Here is a 24,711-nt window from a genome sequence, read left to right on the forward strand (position 1 = left end):
ATTATTGCTCAATAAAATTGATGATATCTTTTTTTCTGTATTCTGGTGTTACTTTCAAGTGTTTTAGTTTACCGTTTTCTAAGCTGGCCTCAATAGTGGTTTGCTTGGGTGCATGTAGTTTAAAGCTTACATCTTTGGTTTTAGGCCAAGCGGGGAAAATCATAATTTTATCTCCATCGCATTGCATCAGCATTTCCTGTAAACCTATCATGCCAGAGCCTCCCCAGTTATGGTCTGGTGTCCAATCAAAACCTGGCCCCCAAAAGGCCGGAAATCTTCTGCCAGAGTCTTTCAATTTTAAAGTGGTTAAGCGGTAAGCTTCATCTGTTAAACCTAAACGGGCGGCAAAAATATTATCCTGTTTCCAACCTACATGACTTCTAAATTTAAGCGCATCAGGGTCGTATTTGTAAGTATTGATAGCCGTATCTAATCCTGTTTTTCCAAGTCCAAATATCCCCCAAGGGTAAACCGGATACAGCTGAGGTGTTTCTGTATTGTTGATACGCTCCCAAAGTTTAGCTGGGGCAATGGTGGTTTTACCATCTAACACACGATAAGAAATAGGAGGGATACGCTTCAACATGGTTTCCCATTGGGCTTTTTGTGTAGCAGATAAATAAGTATCAGGCAAGGCCAGTAAACGTTCTAAAACTGTTTTTAGAGCGGCTATGGTAGAGTTAGCATTATAAGCCATTTTATAGGTCTCGGCAGCAGAACCTGGGTATAAAATCAAATGTCCATCAGCATCTAAAGCTTTGCTGCCTCTTTGCATAGCTAAATAAGTATAATGCTCGTTAAAAAAAGTTAGGCAACTCTGTATAAAAGGTATGTATTTTTGGATGTCTTTACCAGTATATTTTTCTTGCTCTAGCATCATCATGCAAAACTCTAAAACGGTATCCCACTCGTATTCTAGCCAAGCATTATACTCCATTCCTTTATCATAATCGGCAGGCCTTTTCCAGCCATATTCTGCCGGATTTGGCAGTCCAAAATTTTCTAATTGCTCTGTAAAAGATGCGCCTTTATGCTTCCAGTAAAATTGGGTGCGTAGCTCGGCATTTTTTATAGCATTCAGGTAGAAATTAAATTGCGGCAACATCAAATCAAAATCTCCTGATTTTAACATGGGCCAATACACCAATCTTTGGTTTTGAGCAGTATGCGTACCACCACCCCAATTCCTAAAATCTGGAGTAAATTTTTGTGTGCTATCTGTTAAAGAAGGATCGTAAGTAAATAAACCACCGTTAAATTTAGTAGGCCATTGCCCCAACGCATTACAACCCAACATGTACCTAAAAAGCTGATAGTTTCTACCTATTTGCCAATCCTCGGTATTTTCTTGAGCTTTGGTGTAGATATAAGAACGTTGCCAATAGTTGCGCCACCATTGTATGGTGTTTTCTTGTGCTTTCTGGTCTTTAATGGCCTTACGCTGAGCAGCTTTTAATTCATTTTTCCAGCTGTTGATGTCTGGCTTTTGCGCTTGGTATAAAGTAATATTGATTTGCTGATATTTACTGGCTTTGATACTACTTAAGCTCCAACCTTTAAAATCAGTATCCAGATATTTGCCGGTATGCATTCCGCTGGCTTTCATATTGCTTGCGCTGATGATTCCGCCTGAGGTTAAATACGCTAAAGGATTGTATAAACTATCTTGAATAGCGGTTAAACCTTGCTGTTTAACGGTAGCATCAAAAACAGTTTGCTTACGGTTTTTATGGTAAAAAAGGATATTATTTTGCTCAAAATTGATGCTATCGGCATAAACAATAACGGGTTCTTGTGGTGCCCATTTCCAAGAGTTGGCATTGTTGCCTTTCCCTTTTAATGCCCTGTCTTGGTAGCGCCAGCTTTCATAAATCAATTGAGTGTGTATGGCTTCCTTGCTTCTTACCTCTACACGAATATTCGGATGAAAAACATCTACACTTATTTTTACAGTTGTGCCTTTAGCTCCATCAATGGTAATAAAGCCCTCTTTTAAATGAAGTTCTTGCTTAAAAGTGCCATCAGCAAAAGGGTTTGGGCTTAGTTTTATTCTTACCCTGCCCAACTTTAAAAGCATGTTATGCTCGTCAAACGTACCGCTTTTAGATAAGTAAAAAAGGATGTCATTTCCCTCTGTCCAAACGTTTAAACCTATATCTCCACCTCCGCAAGGCATAGACTCTCCTGAATTTTTACTTTGCGTAAACCACACTGGGTGGTAAGAAGAAATATCTTGCGCAACAGCAGTTAACTGCAACGCTAAAAGGAAAATGAGGCTATATAAAGTTTGTTTTTTCATTTAAAAATCATCAGTTCTGAAAGATGAAAGCGGTAAGCCTTCGGTAGAAAAAAGTTCGCCCACAACAAAATCTTTAAAAGCATACCTTACTGCAACAGGCTCTTTTACCATAGGAGAAGATACAACAACCGTACTGCCTTGTATACTGGCTTTCGCCGGATAATATTGTTTATTGGCCCCGGCAACTTCAAATTGTTGTAGCTCTTTACCATAGCTTGTTAGGCCATTAGGGGCGTTTTTAAATTTTAAAGTCATAACGCTTCCGCTGATTTGGGTGCTTTCTACTGCCGGACTAGCATAACCGAAACCTTTTAAGTCATAAGTTTGGGCCAATGCTAATAAAGCCAAGCGGGTTCCAACTGGCTCTTTATGCATGGGGTGGATGTTGTTTTCTTCACCAATATCTAACAAAACAGCCATGGCCGAGTTGTTAATCTTAGCTTCTGCTTTACGCTGGGCATCTCTGATATAGGCCGAATTATACTTGCCACCAATACGATAAGGAGGCAATTGTGCATAATTATAAGGAGCTATTTGTGCATAATAAAAAGGGAAATCACCTTGTTTCCATTCTTCTCTCCAATGCTTTACCATAGCCGGGAATAAAGATTCGTATTGGTCTGGTCTTTCGTAGTTAGATTCGCCCTGATACCAAATACACCCTTTTATCGCATAAGGAATAATAGGCTTAAGCATGGCATTGTATAATAAAGTAGCCGTACGGTTAGGAGACTTTATACTATCTTGCCTTTGCGGGATGTTGATGTCCTTAAAATCCTGAAGGGCTTGTTTGCTCATCCAGGCTTCTGCAACAGAGCCACCATAACTGCAATTAATTAAGCCGATTGGCACTTGCAGCATTTCTTGTAAAAGCCTGCCGAAATAATAGCCGGTGGCACTGAAATTTGCAATGCTTTCTGGTTGCGCTACCTTCCAAAAGGAAGTTTTGCTGGTGTCTTGTGGTAATAATTGAGAACCTCTGGGTACGGTATATACTCTAATATATGGATTGGAAGATTTAAGTACCGCTTCGTTAGCCCCCCAAACAGGCTGACTTTTAAAGCCTTTCAAGGGCATTTCCATATTTGATTGGCCGCCACATAACCAAACCTCACCAATCAAAATATTTTGAAGTTTTACATCATCTGAAGTGCTTTTAATCTTGATTTCCTGCTGTTTAAAGCTAGCTTTTGGTGTTTGTAAATATACTAACCATTCGCCTTTGTTATTAGCTTTGATAGCTTGCTGTTTTTTATCCCAACTGCTGTAAATTGATAGTTTTTCATTTGGCTTGGCCCATCCCCAAAGCTTTACATCTGCCTGCTGCTGTAAAACCATGTGATGTGTAAAAATCCGGGCCAACTTTACTTCTGCGGATAAAGAAATAGAAAGTAAAATCAAGCTAAGCAAAAAGCTTGAAAAGCGTATAATCATCATTAAATAAAACGTTTTGGTTTATGTTTAATGAAATTAAGCAAGTTGTACCGTATAGAGAAGTTTTTGCAAAAATGATACAGAATCTGGCAAAAATACTATAATAGTCAGGAGAAAAATCTACAACAATAAGTCAATAGCTCTCTTTATAAGTTTTTATGTGCTAACCTAATGCTATTTACTAATAAATGAGCTAATCGGGTTGGTTCTGGGATACGGTATTTGGTAATACAGTTTTTTATTATTTCTACGCTTTGGTCTAAAGAAACCTTATGACCAGGAGATACAAATATAGGTTTACATTTAGCCTTACTTCTGAAAGCAAAACCAACAGTTTCTTGCCTGCTTAGCAAAGGTTTCTTTTCAAACGGCTTATCACCAGGTTCTTCATAAAGACCATGTAACCTGCTCTTTGCAGAGCCAATGCTAGGTACATCGGTTAATAAACCAAAGTGTGTGGCAATACCCAATCTTCTTTCATGTGCTATCCCTTGTCCGTCTAATACCATTACATCTGGCAATTGCTTCAGTTTTTTAAAAGCCTCTAACAAGGCTGGTATTTCTCTAAAAGCTAATAATCCGGATATGTAAGGAAAAGTGGTGCTAGAAATAGCGGTAGCTTCTTCAATAACGATCAAATCTGGGTAGGTTAAAACCACAATGCCAGCATAAACCGTTTCTTCATATTTATTAAAAGAAATATCAGCACCAGCAATATAGCGTATAGGTTTATCAAGCTCTTGAAGATTAATCAACGCTCTTAATTCCTTTTGGTAAGCTATGGCTTCTTTAGGACTTAAATCCTGATATTTTTCTGGTGCTATCATCTTTTTTTATTTAAAAACAATATGTCAATTGTAATACCATAATATATTTCTCGTTTATCCATCAAACAAAATCATTAATTTTAAATATGCAAAAGCGGGTATTTCTCTTTTATTTTCTCTCTACCTTTCTATTTGTTGCCTGTTCTTCCAGAAAAAATCTTAGCTCATCCAAAAATAACACAGCTGTATTACAAAAATATGCCCGTTTAATGGATGTTCCGAAAAAGAAAATCAAAAATCCAGAGCTGTATCAGTTTATTGATGAATGGATAGGGACAAGATATCAATTTGGTGGATTAAGTAAGAACGGTATAGACTGCTCAGGATTTACCCATTTACTTTATAAAGAAGTTTACCATAAAAACATCCCCAGAAATACCGCAGAACAAGTAAAAATTATCAAAAGAAAATATGAAGGGCAGCTTAAAGAGGGCGATTTGGTTTTTTTTGATTACGATAAAAAGAAATTTAGCCATGTAGGATTATTCCTTCAAAACGGTTATTACGTACACGCCAGTACTAAAAGAGGGGTAATGGTACAAAAATTGAAAGACCCTTATACCTATAAATATTTTTCCCGAGGCGGTTCAGTCAAATAAAACATTTTTAACAAAAGAAAATTTTGCTTTCTATAGCCGTATAAATTACTCACCTTTGAAAGAGTTTATCAACATCAAGTGAAGCAATTTAGTATTTCATGCAACACTTATATAAGAACAAAATAAATGAAATTAAAGCTAAAGCGCCCACTGGCATTTTTTGATTTGGAAGCAACAGGTATAAACGTTGCTTCAGATCGTATTGTAGAAATATCTATCTTAAAAGCTATGCCAGATGGTGCCGAAATGATTAAAACCCTCAAAATAAACCCTCAAATGCCTATTCCATTAGAGTCTAGCTTAATACATGGTATTTATGATGAGGATGTAAAAGATGCGCCTACTTTTAAAGATGTTGCACAGGAAATAATAGATTTTATTGGGGATGCAGATTTAGCAGGCTATAACTCTAATAAATTTGATATACCTATGCTGATGGAAGAGTTTTTACGCGTAAAGGCTACTTTTGATATTGATAACAGACATTTTGTAGATGTGCAAAATATTTTCCATCAGATGGAGCAGCGTACCTTAAAAGCAGCTTATAAGTTTTATTGTGGAAAAGATATCATCAATGCCCACTCGGCCGAGGCTGATATCAAAGCTACTTATGAAGTTTTACTAGCGCAAATAGAAAAGTACGAAGGCCAAGATTGGGAAGATAAAAACGGTAAAATATCAAAACCAGTGGTTAATGATGTAGCTGCTTTACACCAGTTTACCAACCTTAATAAGCCTGTAGATTTTGCTGGCAGAATGGTTTTTAATAATGATAATATAGCTTGCTTTAATTTTGGTAAACATAAAGGGAAAACAGTTTTTCAGGTTTTTGATGAAGAACCTAGCTATTATGCATGGATGATGAACGGAGATTTCCCTTTATACACCAAACATCGTTTAGAAAAACTTTGGGCCGACTATAAAAACCAAAAAAACGAAAACAGACAACACCAGCCAAAGCCACAACAAGGGCAACAAACAAAAGCACAGTTTAACAAACCGGTAGCAAAAACACAAGATCCCGATTTAGCTAAACCCGCTGATGAAGATATGTTGAAAATGTTAGCCAGCAAATTCAAAAAACTTTAATCGACATACCTATGATTATTTTAGAAAACAGCCAGCTTAAAGTTACCATTAACATGAAAGGGGCAGAGCTAAGCTCTCTTTTTGATAAAGAAAGCCAAACAGAATATATCTGGGATGCTCAGGCAGCTATTTGGGCTTATCATGCGCCAAATCTTTTTCCCATTGTAGGTAACTTAAAAGACAATACTCTTTTGGTTAATGGTAAAACCTACCACATGAATAGGCATGGCTTTGCCAGAACCAGTAATTTCAGAAGGATAGAATCTGCACCAGACCACGCACATTTTGCTTTACGCTTTAACGATGAAACCTTACAGCAATATCCCTATAAATTCGAATTTCAAGTGGTATATCAGCTCAAAGGCCGTTCTCTAAAAGTGATGTATAAAGTCATTAATTTAGATGATAAACGTATTTATTTCTCTATTGGGGCACATCCGGCTTTTAAAGTTCCGCTTATAGCCACAGAAAATTATGAAGATTATACATTATTTTTCGAGCATCCAGAACATTTACAAAGTTCAAGCTTATCTGAATACGGATTATTTAACGGTAAAACAACACCAATTGCAGACCATGGCGAATTAAAGCTTAGTAAAACTTTGTTTGATACTGATGCACTGGTATTTAAAAACATAAAATCCAGAAGTGTAACCTTAAAAAATCATAGAGGAAATAAATTTGTAAAACTTGATTTTCCACATTTTACTTCCTTAGGTGTTTGGGTAAAACCTGGAGCAAATTTTGTTTGTATAGAGCCTTGGTTAGGTTATGCAGATAGCGATGAAGATTTGAAAGATATTAGCCAAAAAGAAGCTATACAGTTTGTAGAACATGGGCATGTGTTTGAGGTTGATTTAACCATCAGTATTTAACCATTTCTTCATTTTAAAGAAACGATAAATTTATAAGCGATACCTATTTTTATACATCATTAAAAACACAACATGATGTACCATTGGTTTATAAAATATCTCGATAAAATAAAAGAACTATTGTTTTTAAACAAGATGCGTTCTTTATTTACTCACTAATTGGGTTTCCAAACGAGGTTATTTTGGGCGTTTTAACACGCTGTCCGCTATATCTTTTTGGCTTTTTTGAGCCCAAAAGGATGTCGCTACCATCGTTAACGCAATATTAAAGCGTAGGAATGTATAAATGGTACAGATAACCAAAATTAAATCATATTTAAATCCATTAAATACTACAGCTATTTTGATATTTGATTTTTGGATGTATTTTGCAGTCGTAATTTTTGTTAAGGCATGCCAATAAATCCAGAAGAATTTCCATCAGTTCAAGAATTTGGTCCCGATTTTAAATGGGGCGTTTCTGTTGCAGCCTATCAAATAGAAGGAGCCCATAACGCAGATGGCAAAGGGCCATCTATTTGGGATGTTTTTACCAACAAAAAGGGTAAAGTCTTAAACGGAGATCATGGGAATATAGCCTGTGATTTTTATCATCGCTACGCAGAAGATATTTCCTTAATCAAAAAGCTACATATTCCCAATTTTAGGTTTTCTATATCTTGGTCGCGTATTTTACCTAAAGGCACAGGTGAAGTAAACCAAGCCGGAATTGATTATTATCATCAACTTATTGATGAATGCTTGGCCAATGGTATCACCCCATGGATTACCCTTTATCATTGGGATTTACCTCAGGAACTAGAAAAACAAGGCGGCTGGACAAATAGGAAAGTCATTACTTGGTTTGAGGAGTTTACCAAACTTTGCATCACCACTTTTGGAGACAAAGTAAACCATTGGATCGTGATGAACGAACCTGTAGTATTTACCGGTGCAGGTTATTTTTTAGGTTTACATGCACCAGGTAGGCGAGGGATGAAAAATTTTCTGCCAGCCATACACCACGCCACAATGGCTATTGCTGCCAGCGCCAGAATCATCAGGCAAATAAAGCCAAATGCTAATATTGGAACTACCTTTTCCTGTTCTTATTTAGAACCTTATCGTAACTTAGAAAGAGACAGAAAAGCTGTTGCCCGTGTAAATGCACTGTTAAATCGCTTATATATTGAGCCATTGCTAGGCTTGGGCTATCCTGTAAAAGAGCTGCCTGTGCTTAAAGGCTTACAGAAATATATTTTAGCTGGAGATTTAGAACAGCTAACCTTTGATTTTGATTTCATCGGTATACAAAACTATACCCGAGAAATTATCAAAAACTCGTGGCTAACACCTTATATTGGTGCTTCTTTGGTAAAAGCTGAAAAGAGAAAAGTACCCATCACCAGCATGAAATGGGAAGTTTATCCAGAAGCTATTTACCAAATGATCAAGCAATTTAACGCATATCCTCAAATTAAAAAACTTCTAATTACAGAAAATGGTGCTGCTTTCCCAGATGTTAAAAAAGACGGGCATATTCATGATACAGAGCGACTGCAATATCTTCAGGACAATATCAAACAGGTTTTAAGAGCCAAAAAAGAAGGTTTTAACGTTGAGGGCTATTTCGTTTGGACATTAACTGATAATTTTGAGTGGGCAGAAGGTTACCATCCTCGTTTTGGTCTTATTCATATAGATTTTGACACTCAGGAAAGAACCATTAAAGATTCTGGTTGGTGGTTAAGTAAGTTTTTAAAGGGATTGGGATAATTTAACAAGGTACAGGAGGGAGGTTTTTAGAGCTTATAAGTCTCGTAAATATTTAACCAAGGATGTATCCATCTATTAAATGTCAATCATTTATAAACTCAAAGTCAATAGCAATTTTCATGTTTCAGATTATAACCTATAATCATTACTTTAAACCTTTAAATTATTATCACAAGCATTTTAGCTAAAAATTATAAAAACAGTTCAAATGTTTAATGGAAGAAAGTTAATCATTGCTACAAAGCATAAAAAGGAAATGGTTATAGCACCTGTTTTGGAAAAAGAATTAGGTGTAAAGTGCTTTATCGATGAAAATTTTGATACCGATACCTTGGGAACATTTACAGGAGAGGTAGAGCGATGTTTAGACCCTATTGAAACTGCTAGAGAAAAATGCCTGAGAGCCATGAAATTAAATAACTGCGATTTAGGTTTGGCAAGCGAAGGCTCTTTTGGTCCGCATCCATCTTTATTCTTTGTAAATGCTGATGATGAATTCTTAATTTTTATAGACCAGAAAATGGGCATAGAGATTATTGCGAGGGAGCTAAGTACTGTAACTAATTTTAACGGTAAACATATAAGTGATGAGAAAGAATTGTTGGCATTTGCCAGCGAAATAGGTTTTCCTCAGCATGCTTTAATCTTGAGACCATCTAAAGATACTTTTGAAGATATTCATAAAGGAATTGTAGATACAGAAACTTTAATAGCTACCTTTCATCATCTTTATAAGCATTACCAAAGTGTTTATGCAGAAACTGATATGAGAGCACTTTATAATCCTACTCGTATGGGAATCATAGAAAAAGCTACTTATAAACTACTTCGAAAAATACAATCTCTTTGTCCGAAATGCCAAATGCCCGGTTTTGATGTAACAGATGCCAAACCAGGCCTCAAATGTAGCTTGTGTGGTTTACCAACAAAGTCAACCTTGAGTTATGTGTATACCTGCAAACATTGCGAGTTTAGTAAAGAAGAATTATACCCACATCAAAAAACTACAGAAGACCCAACCTATTGTGATTATTGTAACCCTTAAATCATCAGGAAAAATTTCAAACCCTCATTCCATATCAGGTAGATAATACCAATGATGAGTAAGATTTTTAAGACATCTTATTTAACTTTATCGTACTAACTACAGTACGTAACAAGTATCATCAGTGAAAGAAATATTGAACCATTCATAAGTATTTATTTTTGTTTGAAATTTATTGAGATGCTTATCAAGCATCTAAAATTGTTGTTTTTATCTTAACCCATAAACAATTGATGCGATATACATGATGATTTTTGGTTTGTTTTAAATTTTGCATGGTAGTTGTATAACCAAAAGTGTCTAAAAAAAAGACTTTAATTAATCACTATCTATAAAAACAAACATCATGGAAAATCAAAATCAAAACGAGTTTAACGAACAAACTCATGGTCAACCGGGAGAAGAAAACGGTAATCAGGAAAACGAAAACAATCCAAGAGTTTTTGAAGAAGCAGGGGAAGAAGATGAAGATATCGGCCCTGTAAACGAAAACGAGTCTATCTTGCCAGAGGAGTATGATGAAGAGGCGGAAGAGGAATTCATGGAAGAAGACGGTGAAGACTTAGAAGATGACGAGTTAGAGGATGATGAGCTTGAAGATGACAGCGATAAGCAGCCAAGCATCTAAATTAAAAAAGGGCCTGTAGAAAAACTCTACAAGCCCTTTTTAATGATTTTTATAATAATTGATTATTCTTTATGATTTTTCTTATTTCTCATAAACTCTACAACTACCGGAGTTGCTACAAATAGTGAAGAATAAGTACCTACAATTACCCCGATTAACATAGCGAAAGAGAAACCTCTTAAAATCTCGCCACCAAAAATAAATAAGATAATCAAAACAAATATGGTAGACATACCCGTAACAACAGTTCTACTTAATGTGCTATTAAGTGCGTTGTTAATGATAGTTCCCATGCTTTCATTCTTATTTCTGTTATCGTTTAAGTATTCTCTAACCCTATCAAAAATAACTACCGTATCGTTGATAGAATAACCAAGAACAGTTAAAATAGCAGCAATAAACGATTGATCTATATCTAAAGAGAATGGTACAAAGCCGTTTAATAAAGAGAAGAAAGCTAATACAACTAAAACGTCGTGAGCTAATGCTACGATAGAAGCTAAACCAAATTCTATTCTTCTAAATCTAATGAAGATATAAACAAAGATGGCAAGAATGGATAGTAAAACCGCGTAAATAGCAGAGGTTTTAATATCATTAGCTACTGTTGGACCTACTTTCTGTGCATCCTTAATTTCATAAGGAGCATTTAACTTTTTAAGACCTTCATTAAGTTTGCTTTCAACAATTTTCTCTGTATCAGCACCTTCATCAGTAATTAAGTAATCAGTAGTTACCCTTACACCATTACCATAACTTTTTACCTCAGGAGCATCGTTTTCAAATGCTTCTGTTAAAACGTTTCTTACTTCTAAAGTGCTTATCTCTTTCTGGAATTCGATAACATAAGTTCTACCACCTTGGAAATCTACACCTAAACTAAAACCTCTGGTGAAGATTGAGATGATACCCGCAATGATGATGACAGAAGAGATGATATAAAATTTCTTACGTTCTTTTACGAAATCAAAAGTAGAACCTTTGAACAGTTTTTTAGTAAAAGAAGAAGAGAAAGGGATGTTTTGACCTTTTTCTACTTTTTGGTCTAATACCAATCTGCTTATAAATATAGCTGTAAACAAAGAACAGATGATACCTATAACCAAAGTAGTAGCGAAACCTAAAATTGGCCCAGAACCCATCACCATTAAAATAATACCTGTTATTAAGGTTGTGATGTTAGAGTCTAGTATAGCCGAGTAGGAGGCAGAGAAACCATCGGCAACAGCCAATCTTAAAGATTTACCAGCTTCTAACTCTTCTTTAATTCTTTCATAAATCAATACGTTAGCATCAACTGCCATACCTATGGTTAAAACCAAACCTGCAATACCAGGTAAAGTCCATACAGCACCTAAAGATGCCATAACACCAATTAAGAAGAATAAGTTAGCTAATAAAGCAAGGTTTGCAATCCATCCTGCTCTGTTGTAGTAAAACAACATGAATAATAATACCACTAATAAACCTGCTACAGAAGAAGCTAAACCCTTATCTATAGACTCTTTACCTAGGGTAGGACCTACCACGTATTCTCCAACAATTTTAGCTGGGGCTGGTAATTTACCAGCTTTTAATACATTGGCTAAATCTTTTGTTTCTTCTGGAGTAAAGTTTCCAGAAATAGAAGATATACCATTAGGGATTTCTCCAGATACTCTTGGAGCAGTATAAACCATACCATCTAAAACAATAGCAATTGATTTGTTATCCTCTTCGCTTTGTGCAGAACCGGCAGCCGCAGCCGTAATTCTTTTCCACTCATGAGCACCTTCAGAATTCATCACCATCACCACCTCAGGATTTCCTTTTTGATCAAAGTCATCACGAGCGTTAGAGATAACGTCACCTTCTAGAGCTGGTTCACCGTTTAAGCCAGTAGCTTTAATGGCATATAATTCAAAAACTTTATCTGTCTCTGAGATAGCTTTAACTCCCCACATTAATTTAACGTTAGGAGGGATAACAGCTTTAATGTCTTGCTCGGCAAAAATAGCGTTGATTTTTGCGGTGTCTCTTTGGTTAGCGTAACCAACAACAGCACCCGGTCTTAAACCTTGTTGCCCGTTAGTACCTTGGAAAGTTGCTGGAGCCAATAAAGCAAATAATGGATTAGATTTGGCTAATGCAGCACTTGCCGCAGCAGAATCTTTGGCAACTGTATCTTTTTTAGCGCTTAATAAAGCAGGCTTGCTACCATCTTTTGCTAAGCTATCAGCACTTTTCACAACTGGTTTGGCTGTTTCTTTAGGCTGTTTAGCTGCTAAAATGTTGTTGATATTTTGAATAAGAGGGAAAATCTCTTGGTTTTCAAAAGTTTCGTAGAACTCTAATTTAGCAGAACCTTGTAACAGCTTACGAACACGTTCTTTATCAGTTACACCAGGTAGCTCAACCAAAATTCTGTTAGAGCCTTCTTGTAATTGGATGTTTGGTTGTGTTACACCAAATTTATCTATACGAGTTCTTAAGATGTTGAAAGATCTTTCAACCGCAGAGTTTGCTTGTTTATCTAAGAAAGTTTTTACTTGAGCATTGGTAGCATCTAACTTAAGCTCGGCAGCATTTTCTTTTGTTGAATAAAAAGTTGCTAGTTTACCGCTAGGGCTTAATTTTTCATACTCTTGTACAAAAAGTGTTACTAAACTTTCCTGACTGGTTTTTAATCTGTTCTGAGCATTTTTTAATGCCTGATTGAAATTGGCATCATCCGGATTGTTGGCTAAACTTTTAATCAATGCAGATAAATCTATCTCCATGGTTACGTTCATACCACCTTTTAAGTCTAAACCTAACTGTATTTCTCTTTCTTTTACATACTGATAAGTATGACCAAGTAGAGGATAAACAGGTTGTGAAGACATAGAATCTAAATAGATTCTTTCTTTTTCAGGATCGCCTTTTGCATACTCTTTAGCATCACTTTCTACCTTGTTGGTAAAAAATGTAAAAGAAAGGGCATACAAACTCAGTAATGTTAAAATAACTGCTGCAAACTTAATTACTCCTTTGTTTTGCATTTTGTTTTTAATTGATTATTAGTACTTCTCTTCTATATAAGACGGCAAAGCTAATTAAATTTTTAAATTATAAAATTTCTAAAATTAATTTATTCATATATGTATCAAGGCTTTTGCAGTATCAGGAAAGAATAATCGTAAGCATGCTTATCATCTCTACTAAAATCTTCTCTGCTTACTACCTTCCAATCTTCTAATTTTAAGTCGTTTAGGTAAGTGTCTGCCTCAAAAATATGGTGTACCAAGGTTAAATAAATCTTATGGGCTAAGGGTAAAGATTGTTTATAAATTTCTGCTCCGCCGATGATAAAAACTTCATTTTCGTCTTTGGTTTGTTTTAAAGCTTCGGTAAGGCTACTGAAAACCTCGGCACCCTCTATATGTAAATCTGTTTGACGGGTAATCACAATATTTCTTCTATTAGGCAATGGTTTACCTATAGAATCATAAGTTTTTCTCCCCATAATGATACTATGGCCAGATGTTGTTTTTTTAAAAAACTTCAAATCATTTGGTAAATGCCATAACAGTTGGTTGTTTTTACCAATGGCATGGTGTTGGTCTATCGCTACTATTAAAGATATATTTTGAGATTCCTGAGCCTCTTGGTTTTGCATATTTTCTAATGAACGCTTTATCTATTATATGAACTTTATACCGCAACTTCTGCTTTAATATGAGGGTGCGGGTCGTAATTTAATAAAGTAAAATCTTCGTATTTAAAACTGAAAATATCTTTCACCTCTGGATTAATTTGCATGGTAGGCAATGGCCTTGGTTCTCTTGTTAATTGCAGCTTAGTTTGCTCTAAATGATTGTTATATAAATGGGCATCGCCCAAAGTATGCACAAAATCACCAGGTTCTAAATCGCAAACTTGGGCTACCATCATGGTTAATAAGGCATAAGATGCAATATTGAAAGGTACACCTAAGAAAATATCGGCACTACGTTGGTACAGCTGGCAGCTTAGTTTACCATCGGCTACATAAAACTGGAAAAAGCTGTGGCAAGGTGGCAAGGCCATGTTTTCTATCTCGGCAACATTCCAAGCAGAAACAATAATTCTTCTAGAATCGGGGTTGTTTTTTATTTGGTTGATGATTTGCGAAATCTGGTCGATGTGCCTGCCATCTGGCGTAGGCCAAGAACGCCATTGCGAACCGTAAACCGGTCCTAAATTACCATTTTCATCGGCCCACTCGTCCCAAATTCTTACCCCATTATCTTTTAAATATTTGATATTGGTATCGCCACTTAAAAACCAAATCAACTCGTGGATGATAGATTTAAGATGCAATTTTTTGGTGGTTACCATAGGGAAACCTTCTTCGAGGTTAAAGCGCATCTGATAACCAAAAACACTGATGGTACCGGTACCCGTTCTATCATGTTTTTGTGTGCCATTTTCTAAAACATGGCGCATTAAATCTAAATATTGTTTCATTGGGAATATCCTGAATCTGCAAATTAAAATAATCTATATTTGCTATCCTATTAATGTGCAAAACTCTTAATTGTTAATATCCATGATAGCCTTTCCAAATGCTAAAATAAATATTGGTTTAAATATCATCAGTCGTAGAAATGATGGTTATCATAACTTAGAAACTATTTTTTATCCAGTACAAATAAAAGATGCTTTGGAAGTTATAGAGGCTAGTGAAATGAGGTTTGAATCATCAGGGATAGAAATTCCTGGTCATGCCAATGAAAACCTATGTTTAAAGGCTTATGATTTATTAAGGAAAGATTTTGATTTACCCAATATCAGTATTCATTTACATAAGCAAATTCCTATAGGTGCAGGCTTGGGCGGAGGCTCGGCGGATGCCGCTTTTTTCTTGAAACTGGTGAACGAAAAGTTTAGCTTAGGTTTAGGTACAGAGGAGCTACAAGCCTATTGCCGTAAACTGGGAGCAGATTGTGCTTTTTTTATAGAAAACAAACCTCTTTTTGCATACGGAAAAGGAGATTATTTCGAGCCTATAGCCTTAGATTTATCTGCTTATTACATAGTTTTAGTGATGCCTGCTGTACATGTTTCTACCGGAGAAGCTTACAGAGGGGTAAAACCACAAGAACCAGCTACTTCCTTAAAAGATTTAATTCAACTACCCGTTGAAGAATGGCAGGGGAAAATTAAGAATGATTTTGAAAGACATATTTTACAAGCTCATCCTACAATTAGAGGCGTAAAAGCTGCTTTATTAGAAGCAGGAGCTTTGTTTGCTTTGATGAGCGGGAGCGGAGCTTCTGTTTACGGTATTTTCAAATCAGAACCAGATTTAGGTACTTTAGCGCCGGGTTATCTTATTTTTAAAGGCATATAGGTAGTTGAATCATTGATTGAATCATTGATTGATTGATTGATTGATTTTTGATTGATATAGAATCCATTGACAGTTTCGTAAAAGCTTTTCGCCTTTAGCATTAAGCCTTCAGCTTTTTAAAGGCCAGTTTTATGCTCTTTAAGATATTTATGGAAATCGATTTTTCTTTATATTAGAGCTGTTTTTTTTTTAAAATAGTCCTTATATTTAAACACCAATTTTAAACATCGTAAAATTCATTTTGATGAATATTTTAAATGACTGTAAAAGGAAATCTATCCTTGTTTGCTTTTGTCTTCTATTCTTTATTTCTTCATTTGCTCAAAAGCCAAAAGCACCTATAATGGGTTGGAGCAGTTGGAATAACTTTAGAATTCATATCAATGAAGAATTAATTAAGCAGCAAGCAGATGCAATGATTACTTCGGGTTTATACCAAGCAGGGTATCGTTTTATTAATATTGATGATGGCTATTTTGGAGGTAGAGATTCGGCAGGTAAGTTGTTTTCTCATCCACAAAAATTCCCTTCGGGTATGAAAGCGCTGGCAGATTATATCCATAGTAAAAAACTTAAAGCTGGTATTTATACCGATGCTGGCAAAAATACTTGTGGTTCTATGTACGATCAAGACGAAAGAGGACTAGGAGTAGGAATTTATGGTTTTGTGAAACAAGATTGTGATTTGTTTTTTAAAGAATGGGGTTATGATTTTTTAAAAGTTGACTGGTGTGGTGCAGAAAAAATGAAGCTTGATGAAGCTACAGAATATCTGAAAATTATTGATGCTGTTAAGGCTATTGATGATGACATCATTTTTAATGTTTGCAGATGGAAATTTCCGGGAGAATGGGTAATTAGAAAAGCTAACTCATGGCGTGTTTCTGGTGATATTGTAGAAAAGTTTTCTTCAATTTTAAAGATCATAGATTTAAATGCAGAGCTTTATAAATATGCTTCGGCTGGCCATTATAATGATATGGATATGCTACAAGTAGGCAGAGGAATGAGCTACGATGAAGATAAAAGTCATTTTTCTATGTGGTGTATGTTAAATTCTCCTTTATTGGCAGGTAATGATTTAAGGAATATGTCTTCACAAACATTAGAAATTCTAACCAATAAAGAGCTTATCGCTTTAAATCAGGATAAAGGATTTAAACAAGCACAAAGAATTTTAAAAGAAGGTGGTGTAGAAGTTTGGTTAAAACCACTAGGTACACAAGATAAACATAAAGCAATAGCCATATTTAATAGAGGAGACAAAGAGGCCGTGTTTAATGCTACAGCAGAGAAGTTGAAAATTGATGATCATAGTAAAATAAGAGACTTATGGCAGCACAAAAATCTTGGGAAGCTTAAGAACAATCAGCAGTTTACCATTCCGAAACATGGTATTGTGGTTATTAAAACTGTTTAGTAATATAGCAAGTCAATTGTCGCTCAGTTTTGTACAAATCATTTAAGTTGCTTCACATATTTTAAGAAAACTTAAACAGTAACGTAATACAATGAAACATCAACATCATCAGTCAGAGGTTTTAATTCTAGCAAAAGAACAAGGTCGTGTTTATAACTGCGGAAAAATGACTGCAGTTTTTAAGGCGGATGAAAATGAAACTAACGAAAAATATAGTGTTTCGGAATGGTGGATTGAACCTGGTTTTGAGGGTGTTGGCGCTCATCAACATGATGATAATGACGAAGTTTTTTATATGTTGGAGGGTACAATTTCGTTTCTTGTTGGGGATAAATGGATAGACGCTGATCAAGGTACTTTTATAAGAATTCCTTCAAAAACTATTCATGATTTTACTAATAAGACAACCGAAAGAGCAGGGTTTATCAATTTTTATATTCCAGGGGGCTTTGAAAAAAATATGCCTGCTATTGTAAACTGGTTCGCCACAAATAAATAAGATTAGCAATAGATACAAATACTGAGCAGAAAGCTCATACTTTTTGCTTATTTCATCATGAAGATGGAACTTCTTCCTACAGCATCTTCAAAACAAAACCGCAAGTTTAGAGTTAATCAAATCATAAGTTAGTGAAGATTTAAAGACCTTCAATGGCTCAAGTGAGCTAAGGTTTTCATTTCTAAATTACTATGTATAAATGTTCCTCATTAAAAAGAATAAAAAAAATGAAAAAACACACGTTTCTTATGCTTGCTTTGATACTTTTAGCGCAGGTCAGTTTTTCACAAGAGTCAATATTTCAGTTGTCTAGTCATATTCTAGATATTACCACAGGTAAGCCAGCTACAAACGTAAAGATTACATTATCGAAAAAAGATAAGGAAGATAACTGGATTAAGGTTGATGAGAAAAATACAGACAGTAACGGTAGAATAAAAGATTTTTTGAAACAAGATGGAAAAGATAATACTGGAGTTTATAAATTAACATTTCATACAAGCCCATACTTTAAATCTTTGGGTCAAAAATCATTTTATCCGTTTATAGAAGTCGTTTTTGAACTTGTGGATAAGGAACATTATCATGTGTCCATTACCTTATCACCCTATGGTTACTCAACTTATAGAGGGAATTAAGATTCCTGTATCTTGAGCATAGTCGGGGGTTTTCCTAGATATTGTAAAAACTGTCCCGACTATGCTTATATCATTAGATTTTTAATATCACAGAAAAGCCTCAGCATACAGCCTCATTAATCTTAAACCCCCATTTTCTAAATTAGCCTTTAATTGCTTTTACAAAAGTGGGGATGTGAGATAAATAATCATCCTTATCGGTAAGTGTTTTAACAAATGCACTTCCTACAATAGCTCCGTTAGCATATTGGTTGGCTCTTTCAAAGCTTTTTTGATCTGATATACCAAAACCAATAATTAATGGATTTTTGAGATTCATATCTTTAACCCTTTGGTAATAGATACCAATTTCGTCTGATACATTTAAAGCTTTACCTGTAGTAGAGGATGAAGATAATAAATAGATAAAGCCACTAGATAAACCATCAATTTTTTTGATTCTTTCTTCAGAAGTTTGTGGCGTAACCAAAAAAACGTTGCTTAAACCGTTATCAATGAAATCGTCTTTATATAATTCTTCATATTCGTACATCGGTAAATCTGGTACAATAACACCATCAACACCAACTTCAGCCGCTTTTTTACAGAACTCTTTTACCCCATATTGGATCATAGGGTTGGCATAACCCATCAGTAAAACAGGGATATGAATTTTTTCTCTTAAAGATTTCAATTGCTCAAACAGCACTTTTAAAGTCATACCATTTGCTATAGCCACTTCAGAACTTTTCTGAATAACAGGGCCGTCTGCTAAGGGGTCTGAGTAGGGGAAACCTATTTCTAGAAAATCTGCTCCAGCATTTTGAAGCTCCTCAGCAATTTTAAGTGTAGCATCTAAAGTAGGGTATCCTGCTGTAAAATATACCGATAAAATATCTTTGTCTTTTTTATCGAATAGTTGTTTAAGTCGGTTCATGTATAAAAAATAAAAGCTTTAAACAAGCTTTAAATGGTCATTATCTATTATTTAAAGGTTGAAATATTTCATAAAGGTGTTTAAATCCTTATCGCCACGTCCTGATAAGCAAACAACTACAATTTCATCACCTTTAAAAGTCATTTTTTCTAATTGTGCCAAAGCGTGTGCCGATTCTATCGCTGGAATAATACCTTCCATTTTAGAAAGTAATAAACTTGCATCCATAGCTTCAGCATCGGTAATACTTACATATTCTACACGCTTGGTTTTATGTAAATGCGCATGTTGAGGGCCAATACCAGGGTAATCTAGGCCGGCAGATATAGAATAAGGCTCTATCACTTGACCGTCTTCTGTTTGCATTAAAATAGTTCTTGAGCCATGTAAAACACCCTCTTTTCCTAATACAGATGTTGCGGCCGAATGACCAGAGTTTACACCTAAACCAGCAGCTTCAGCCGCAATAAGTTTTACATGTTCATCATCCAAAAAATGGTAAAACATACCCATAGCATTACTACCACCGCCCACACAAGCTAAAACATAATCTGGTGATGGCGAGCCTGTATGTTCTATCAATTGTTTTTTAGTTTCTTCAGAAATGATAGATTGAAAACGAGAAACCATTTCTGGATAAGGGTGTGGTCCAACTACAGAACCAATGATATAATGGGTATCAACCGGGTTATTAATCCAGTCTCTCATGGCTTCGTTGGTTGCATCTTTAAGTGTTTTACTTCCAGAAGTTGCAGGAACAACCGTTGCCCCCATCATTTTCATACGGGCAACATTAGGAGCTTGTCTTTCTATATCAACTTCGCCCATATAAATCACGCATTCTAAACCTTTTAAGGCACAAACGGTAGCCGTTGCTACGCCATGTTGTCCGGCACCAGTCTCGGCAATGATTCTTTTTTTACCTAATTTCTCGGCTAAAAGAATTTGCCCAATGGTATTATTGATTTTATGAGCACCTGTATGATTTAAATCTTCGCGTTTGAGGTAAATGGTAGCACCATATTTTTCTGATAACCTTTTAGCCAGATATAATGGTGAAGGCCTACCTACGTAATCTTTTAATAGTGATTGAAATTCGGCTTGGAAATCTGGCTGCGCTATAATATTTAAATAGTTATTTCTAAGCTCCTCAATATTAGGGTATAACATTTCTGGGATATAAGCCCCACCAAAATCTCCATAATATCCTTTATCTGTAACTCTATAGTTTGTATGTGCCATAACTATGCTCTAATCATTTTAAATGCCTCTTCTAATAATGCTATATTTTTAACACCCGGTTCAACTTCAAATTTAGAATTTAAATCGACACCATATAGCTGTGGGTGTGTTAGTTTTTTAACTTTTTCGAGGTTTTCTAAGGATAAACCTCCACTTAACATAAACGGAATGTTTAATTGATATTGATTTAAGATATCCCAATCAAAAGTTTTACCAGAACCACCATAAGAATCAATTTTTGTGTCAAATAAAAAGAAATCAACACAGTCTATATAAGCTGTTAATTCATCAAAATTAAAATCAGGATGAATACCAAATGCTTTGATTACTTTAAAACCTTCTTTTTTTAGATTTAAGCAAAGTTCTGGACTTTCCTCTCCATGAAGTTGCACTGTGCCAATGCCATAAATCCTGCTAAACTCTATAATCTCATGCTGCAATGCATTAACATAAACAGCAGTTTTGATAATATGTTTAGGAAGTTTCAACACATCCTGACGGTCAAAATCAACTCCAATAAAGCGGGCAGATTTTGGGTAAAATATAAAACCCATAAAATCTGGTTCTAAAGAGCCTAAGGCATTGATGTTAGCCTCATACTTCATTCCGCAAACTTTAATTTTTAAGCTCATCTTAGTTTTTACTGATATCTATAAGTTTTTGGAAAGATTTTAATGCACTACCATTAAGCAAGGCCATTTCTGCTTTATAAAAGCAATCTGCAAAGCTTAATTTACTTTCTATGGTTTTGATGGCTAAAGCTGCATTTACCAAAACAACGCTGCTTTGTTCTGTAGTAGCTTGGTTATTTAAAACATTTAGAAATATTTTGGCAGAATCTTCTACGGTTGAGCCACCTGTAATCGTTTCGGCATCAATTTTATCAAAACCTAAGTCTTTAATAGCATATAATTGTTCGCCTTGGTTAGAGAAGGTTTTAAAATCACAGGTTAGAGAAACCTCGTCATAACCTTCTAAAGCATGTAAAATGGTGTAGTTAATAGTAGAATTTTGATAGATATAAGCATATAAACGGGCAAGCTCTAAACTAAAAACACCAACAATTTGATTTTGTGGTTGTGCCGGATTAACCATAGGGCCCAGCATGTTGAAAAATGTTTTTACACCAAGTTCTTTACGTATAGGTGCAATATGTTTCATTGCCGGATGAAATAAAGGAGCATGTAAAAAGCAAATTCCGGCCTCGTCTAAAGTTTTTAATAATTTATCTTCTTGATTAGTGAATTGATAGCCTAGATATTCCATCACATTGGAAGAGCCACAACCAGATGAAACGCCATAGTTACCATGTTTAGCTACATGATAGCCTGCACCAGCAACCACAAAAGAAGCTAATGTAGAAATATTAAAAGTGTCTTTTCCATCGCCTCCGGTACCGCATAAATCTATCAAATTGAAGCTTTGGTTTAGTTTAACAGGTAAGCAAAGCTCTAGCATAGCATCTTTAAAACCTTGTAACTCTTCTACAGTAATAGAGCGCATACAATAGGCTGTTAAAAAAGCCGCCATTTGCGAATTATTATAATTGCCAGAAGTAATTTTCTTTAATATCTCTTTAGACTCTGCAGTGCTAAAAGTTTTATGTTCAAATAAGTGGTTTAGAATTTCTTTCATCAAAATATGCTCAAAAAAATCAAATAAAAAAGGGGCATCCTCAACGGCAGCCCCTTAACAGTATCTTATCAGGTATATACAAATAGGTTTTGCCTTACGATATTTCGTAATGCCACCACCATATTGTATTTACACTTGTTTGTCTCATTGCAGAAGCAAATATGATATTTTTTTAAAAATTAAAAAATAAAAAAACCGAATATCTTAAAAAATAGACAAGCAGATTATAAATTACCTAATTAAAGGATCTTTTTCTTTAGTGAAATGCTTGTAAACCAAGTGGTTTAAAAAGTTAGGGGCTATTTTTTGTAGAAATACGGTTAGCTTTCCTTGGGCTGTCATGATTAAAGTATTTTTTCTGCCAGCTATGCCATTCATAATTTTACGAGCTACTTCTTCGGCAGTCATCATTTTACCTTCATCCATACTGGTTTCTCCTTGCGGACGGGCTTCGCTGTTTAAAGCTACATTTCTGATGTTAGATGCAGTAAAGCCGGGACAAGCTACCATTACATGTAAACCTGTTTTTAAATGCTCTACCCTAAGAGCCTCGAAAAAACCATTCATAGCAAATTTTGAAGCCGAGTATCCGGTTCTGCCTGGTAAACCTTTGTAGCCTGCAATAGAGGATATTGCCACCACAGAACCACCATTATTAATTAATTCTGATAAAGCATATTTAGTACAATATACCGCTCCCCAAAAGTTAATATCCATCACTCTTTTTAATACTTCTAAATCTAAATCTTTAAATAAAGCCCGCATAGAAATACCTGCATTATTGATTAAAATATCAATACGGCCCATGGTAAATAAAGTTTGGTTGATGATGTTTTTACAGTCTTCTTCCTGCGTTACATCAGCCTGTATGGCTAAAGCTTTTACTTTATATTTTTCTTGAATTTCATTGGTAATTTCGCAAAGTTTAACATACTGTCTTGCAGCAATGGCAATATGAGCTCCTTTTTTAGCAAATTCTTCTGCTAGTGCTTTGCCAATGCCGCTTGATGCGCCTGTAATCACTACCACTTTATTTTTAAAATCCATGATTTAAAATTTAAAAAAATACTTCCTGGCAAATATCAGCATTGCTCCGTAAAAATTCTTGATATATCGCCAATTATACTTTTTGGTACTTTGCCCTTTAAAATGAATGATATATGTTTTACCATAATAATAGTTTTTATAACCTCCAAGTTTTAGGCGGTAAGAGAGGTCAATATCCTCTCCATACATAAAGAAATTTTCATCAAATAAACCAACTTCTTCTAAAGCTTTTTTCCGCAGCAACATAAAAGCACCAGCTAAAATAGCCACTTCGGCAATTTCAAATTGGCCAACTTGGTGTGCATAATAGCTATTGATGAATGTAGAGGAGGGGAAGAGTTTAGTTAAGCCAGAAAAATGAAATAGAACAGTTAACAAGCCCGGTATTTGTCTTTTAGATTCTTGTAAAAATTCTCCTTGTCCGTTAATCATTCTTAGGCCTAAACCACCAGCTTCCGGATGTTTATCCATAAAAGCAAGGGTTTGCGTTAAGGTATCTTTACTGGTAATGGTATCAGGATTAATTACTAGTATATACTCTCCTTTAGCTTGTTTTATAGCTTGATTATTGGCTTTTGAAAAACCTACATTGATATTATTATGGATAATTTTAATTTCTGGATAATTGCTTTGAAGCATCTCCACACTTTTATCATCAGAGGCATTATCAACTACAAAAAACTCGTATTCTATAGTTTTGCAAGCGTCTAATAAAGAATCAATTGCTTGTTGCAGCAAATCTCTTACATTATAATTTACAATAATGATAGATAGTTTCAAGCTTATTTATTTAAGGTGTTTTCATAAGGAACACGAGTAGTAATAGATCTTCCTAAAGTAATCTCATCGGCATATTCTATTTCTCCGCCAAAGGCAATGCCTCTTGCTATGGTACTTATTTTAAGATTAAAATCTTTAAGTTTTTTGTGCAGATAAAAGATGGTTGTATCTCCCTCCATGGTAGCACTTAAGGCAAATATAATTTCTTTAGTCTCATGATTTTTAATACGTTCAACTAAAGAATCTATGGTTAAATCTGCCGGACCAACACCATCCATAGGTGATATTAAACCATTTAAAACATGATATAAACCATGGTATTGGCTGGTGTTTTCAATAGCCATTACATCTCTAGTATCCTCAACCACACAAATTAAAGAATGGTCTCTTTTAAAAGAATTGCATATCTCGCAAATATCAAAATCAGAAATGTTATGACAGGTTTTACAATATTTAATGTTGTTTTTTAAGGTAACAATGCTGCTAGCAAAGGTGTCAACGTCTTCTTTACTTTCTTTTAAAAGATGTAAAACTAACCTTAATGCAGTTTTTTTACCTATACCGGGTAAATTACCAAACTCGTTTACGGCATTCTCTAATAATTTAGAGGAGAAATTCATTTTGCTAAAT

At 35.1% G+C, this 24,711-nt stretch carries 23 protein-coding genes; 10 read left to right on the forward strand and 13 right to left on the reverse strand.

From position 1 onward, the window contains the following. Position 1: 1 nt before the first annotated feature. From H510_RS0112985 to nfi, 3 genes are all read right to left on the reverse strand, one after another. Positions 2-2,299 carry a DUF5703 domain-containing protein gene (locus H510_RS0112985; RefSeq protein WP_026904709.1) on the reverse strand — a complete coding sequence of 766 codons (2,298 nt, stop codon included), beginning with the start codon at positions 2,297-2,299 and terminating at the stop codon, positions 2-4. Beyond that, on the reverse strand, positions 2,300-3,736 hold the full coding sequence (locus tag H510_RS0112990; RefSeq protein WP_036692901.1) for a sialate O-acetylesterase: 1,437 nt from the start codon (positions 3,734-3,736) through the stop codon (positions 2,300-2,302). Positions 3,737-3,879: 143 nt separating this feature from the next. Next, positions 3,880-4,560: a deoxyribonuclease V gene (nfi, locus tag H510_RS0112995; protein WP_026904711.1), complete on the reverse strand. Its 681-nt coding sequence runs from the start codon at positions 4,558-4,560 to the stop codon at positions 3,880-3,882. 86 nt (positions 4,561-4,646) lie between these two features. Here nfi and H510_RS0113000 point away from each other — a divergent pair, with 86 nt between their 5' ends. The 6 genes from H510_RS0113000 (at position 4,647) to H510_RS19640 (ending at position 10,551) form a co-directional block, all read left to right on the forward strand. Then, positions 4,647-5,159 carry a C40 family peptidase gene (locus H510_RS0113000; RefSeq protein WP_036692903.1) on the forward strand — a complete coding sequence of 171 codons (513 nt, stop codon included), beginning with the start codon at positions 4,647-4,649 and terminating at the stop codon, positions 5,157-5,159. 126 nt (positions 5,160-5,285) lie between these two features. After that, positions 5,286-6,248: a 3'-5' exonuclease gene (locus H510_RS0113005; RefSeq protein WP_026904713.1), complete on the forward strand. Its 963-nt coding sequence runs from the start codon at positions 5,286-5,288 to the stop codon at positions 6,246-6,248. Between the two features lie 11 nt (positions 6,249-6,259). Further along, entirely contained in the window at positions 6,260-7,123 is an 864-nt protein-coding gene (locus H510_RS0113010; protein WP_026904714.1) for an aldose 1-epimerase family protein, read from the forward strand. A gap of 393 nt (positions 7,124-7,516) precedes the next feature. Beyond that, complete coding sequence (locus H510_RS0113015; RefSeq protein ID WP_026904715.1) at positions 7,517-8,878, forward strand: GH1 family beta-glucosidase; 1,362 nt, start codon at positions 7,517-7,519, stop codon at positions 8,876-8,878. 208 nt (positions 8,879-9,086) lie between these two features. Beyond that, positions 9,087-9,923 (forward strand): DUF6671 family protein, encoded by an 837-nt coding sequence (locus H510_RS0113020; protein ID WP_026904716.1) that lies wholly within the window; start codon positions 9,087-9,089, stop codon positions 9,921-9,923. A 346-nt stretch (positions 9,924-10,269) separates the two neighbouring features. Beyond that, a complete protein-coding gene (locus H510_RS19640; protein ID WP_026904717.1) occupies positions 10,270-10,551 on the forward strand; it encodes a hypothetical protein in 282 nt (93 codons plus the stop codon). A gap of 62 nt (positions 10,552-10,613) precedes the next feature. On the opposite strand, the gene secDF is transcribed toward H510_RS19640, so the two are convergent. From secDF to H510_RS0113040, 3 genes are all read right to left on the reverse strand, one after another. After that, on the reverse strand, positions 10,614-13,571 hold the full coding sequence (gene secDF, locus H510_RS0113030; RefSeq protein WP_026904718.1) for a protein translocase subunit SecDF: 2,958 nt from the start codon (positions 13,569-13,571) through the stop codon (positions 10,614-10,616). 104 nt (positions 13,572-13,675) lie between these two features. Beyond that, entirely contained in the window at positions 13,676-14,188 is a 513-nt protein-coding gene (locus tag H510_RS0113035) for a dihydrofolate reductase (RefSeq protein ID WP_026904719.1), read from the reverse strand. Between the two features lie 35 nt (positions 14,189-14,223). After that, on the reverse strand, positions 14,224-15,018 hold the full coding sequence (locus tag H510_RS0113040; RefSeq protein WP_026904720.1) for a thymidylate synthase: 795 nt from the start codon (positions 15,016-15,018) through the stop codon (positions 14,224-14,226). Positions 15,019-15,100: 82 nt separating this feature from the next. Between H510_RS0113040 and ispE the strand changes: the two genes are divergently transcribed. From ispE to uraH, 4 genes are all read left to right on the forward strand, one after another. Continuing rightward, entirely contained in the window at positions 15,101-15,904 is an 804-nt protein-coding gene (gene ispE, locus H510_RS0113045; RefSeq protein WP_026904721.1) for a 4-(cytidine 5'-diphospho)-2-C-methyl-D-erythritol kinase, read from the forward strand. A gap of 244 nt (positions 15,905-16,148) precedes the next feature. After that, positions 16,149-17,324, forward strand: coding sequence for a glycoside hydrolase family 27 protein (locus H510_RS0113050; RefSeq protein ID WP_051291217.1), 1,176 nt, complete (start codon positions 16,149-16,151; stop codon positions 17,322-17,324). A 91-nt stretch (positions 17,325-17,415) separates the two neighbouring features. Beyond that, positions 17,416-17,823, forward strand: a complete 408-nt coding sequence (locus tag H510_RS0113055; RefSeq protein ID WP_026904723.1) for a cupin domain-containing protein — start codon at positions 17,416-17,418, stop codon at positions 17,821-17,823. A gap of 227 nt (positions 17,824-18,050) precedes the next feature. After that, positions 18,051-18,461: a hydroxyisourate hydrolase gene (gene uraH, locus H510_RS0113060; protein WP_026904724.1), complete on the forward strand. Its 411-nt coding sequence runs from the start codon at positions 18,051-18,053 to the stop codon at positions 18,459-18,461. Positions 18,462-18,603: 142 nt separating this feature from the next. Here uraH and trpA read toward each other — a convergent pair whose 3' ends face one another. From trpA to recR, 7 genes are all read right to left on the reverse strand, one after another. Further along, complete coding sequence (trpA, locus tag H510_RS0113065; protein WP_026904725.1) at positions 18,604-19,377, reverse strand: tryptophan synthase subunit alpha; 774 nt, start codon at positions 19,375-19,377, stop codon at positions 18,604-18,606. Between the two features lie 51 nt (positions 19,378-19,428). Next, positions 19,429-20,619 (reverse strand): tryptophan synthase subunit beta, encoded by a 1,191-nt coding sequence (gene trpB / locus H510_RS0113070; protein ID WP_026904726.1) that lies wholly within the window; start codon positions 20,617-20,619, stop codon positions 19,429-19,431. 2 nt (positions 20,620-20,621) lie between these two features. Next, complete coding sequence (locus H510_RS0113075; protein WP_036692908.1) at positions 20,622-21,251, reverse strand: phosphoribosylanthranilate isomerase; 630 nt, start codon at positions 21,249-21,251, stop codon at positions 20,622-20,624. Between the two features lies 1 nt (position 21,252). Further along, a complete protein-coding gene (gene trpD / locus H510_RS0113080) occupies positions 21,253-22,254 on the reverse strand; it encodes an anthranilate phosphoribosyltransferase (protein WP_026904728.1) in 1,002 nt (333 codons plus the stop codon). A 231-nt stretch (positions 22,255-22,485) separates the two neighbouring features. Continuing rightward, complete coding sequence (locus tag H510_RS0113085; RefSeq protein WP_026904729.1) at positions 22,486-23,301, reverse strand: SDR family oxidoreductase; 816 nt, start codon at positions 23,299-23,301, stop codon at positions 22,486-22,488. Positions 23,302-23,304: 3 nt separating this feature from the next. Further along, a complete protein-coding gene (locus tag H510_RS18925) occupies positions 23,305-24,081 on the reverse strand; it encodes a glycosyltransferase family 2 protein (RefSeq protein WP_051291219.1) in 777 nt (258 codons plus the stop codon). Between the two features lie 2 nt (positions 24,082-24,083). Further along, on the reverse strand, positions 24,084-24,701 hold the full coding sequence (gene recR / locus H510_RS0113095) for a recombination mediator RecR (protein WP_026904730.1): 618 nt from the start codon (positions 24,699-24,701) through the stop codon (positions 24,084-24,086). Between the last annotated feature and the right edge of the window lie 10 nt (positions 24,702-24,711).

The sequence above is a fragment of the Pedobacter glucosidilyticus DSM 23534 genome (assembly GCF_000425145.1).
GTDB lineage: Bacteria > Bacteroidota > Bacteroidia > Sphingobacteriales > Sphingobacteriaceae > Pseudopedobacter > Pseudopedobacter glucosidilyticus.

Excerpts from the sequence above, each read along its gene's own strand:
- H510_RS0112985 (WP_026904709.1), bottom strand. The coding sequence starts at position 2,299 with ATGAAAAAACAAACTTTATATAGCCTCATTTTCCTTTTAGCGTTGCAG.
- H510_RS0112990 (WP_036692901.1), bottom strand. The coding sequence starts at position 3,736 with ATGATGATTATACGCTTTTCAAGCTTTTTGCTTAGCTTGATTTTACTT.
- nfi (WP_026904711.1), bottom strand. The coding sequence starts at position 4,560 with ATGATAGCACCAGAAAAATATCAGGATTTAAGTCCTAAAGAAGCCATA.
- H510_RS0113000 (WP_036692903.1), top strand. The coding sequence starts at position 4,647 with ATGCAAAAGCGGGTATTTCTCTTTTATTTTCTCTCTACCTTTCTATTT.
- H510_RS0113005 (WP_026904713.1), top strand. The coding sequence starts at position 5,286 with ATGAAATTAAAGCTAAAGCGCCCACTGGCATTTTTTGATTTGGAAGCA.
- H510_RS0113010 (WP_026904714.1), top strand. The coding sequence starts at position 6,260 with ATGATTATTTTAGAAAACAGCCAGCTTAAAGTTACCATTAACATGAAA.
- H510_RS0113015 (WP_026904715.1), top strand. The coding sequence starts at position 7,517 with ATGCCAATAAATCCAGAAGAATTTCCATCAGTTCAAGAATTTGGTCCC.
- H510_RS0113020 (WP_026904716.1), top strand. The coding sequence starts at position 9,087 with ATGTTTAATGGAAGAAAGTTAATCATTGCTACAAAGCATAAAAAGGAA.
- H510_RS19640 (WP_026904717.1), top strand. The coding sequence starts at position 10,270 with ATGGAAAATCAAAATCAAAACGAGTTTAACGAACAAACTCATGGTCAA.
- secDF (WP_026904718.1), bottom strand. The coding sequence starts at position 13,571 with ATGCAAAACAAAGGAGTAATTAAGTTTGCAGCAGTTATTTTAACATTA.
- H510_RS0113035 (WP_026904719.1), bottom strand. The coding sequence starts at position 14,188 with ATGCAAAACCAAGAGGCTCAGGAATCTCAAAATATATCTTTAATAGTA.
- H510_RS0113040 (WP_026904720.1), bottom strand. The coding sequence starts at position 15,018 with ATGAAACAATATTTAGATTTAATGCGCCATGTTTTAGAAAATGGCACA.
- ispE (WP_026904721.1), top strand. The coding sequence starts at position 15,101 with ATGATAGCCTTTCCAAATGCTAAAATAAATATTGGTTTAAATATCATC.
- H510_RS0113050 (WP_051291217.1), top strand. The coding sequence starts at position 16,149 with ATGAATATTTTAAATGACTGTAAAAGGAAATCTATCCTTGTTTGCTTT.
- H510_RS0113055 (WP_026904723.1), top strand. The coding sequence starts at position 17,416 with ATGAAACATCAACATCATCAGTCAGAGGTTTTAATTCTAGCAAAAGAA.
- uraH (WP_026904724.1), top strand. The coding sequence starts at position 18,051 with ATGAAAAAACACACGTTTCTTATGCTTGCTTTGATACTTTTAGCGCAG.
- trpA (WP_026904725.1), bottom strand. The coding sequence starts at position 19,377 with ATGAACCGACTTAAACAACTATTCGATAAAAAAGACAAAGATATTTTA.
- trpB (WP_026904726.1), bottom strand. The coding sequence starts at position 20,619 with ATGGCACATACAAACTATAGAGTTACAGATAAAGGATATTATGGAGAT.
- H510_RS0113075 (WP_036692908.1), bottom strand. The coding sequence starts at position 21,251 with ATGAGCTTAAAAATTAAAGTTTGCGGAATGAAGTATGAGGCTAACATC.
- trpD (WP_026904728.1), bottom strand. The coding sequence starts at position 22,254 with ATGAAAGAAATTCTAAACCACTTATTTGAACATAAAACTTTTAGCACT.
- H510_RS0113085 (WP_026904729.1), bottom strand. The coding sequence starts at position 23,301 with ATGGATTTTAAAAATAAAGTGGTAGTGATTACAGGCGCATCAAGCGGC.
- recR (WP_026904730.1), bottom strand. The coding sequence starts at position 24,701 with ATGAATTTCTCCTCTAAATTATTAGAGAATGCCGTAAACGAGTTTGGT.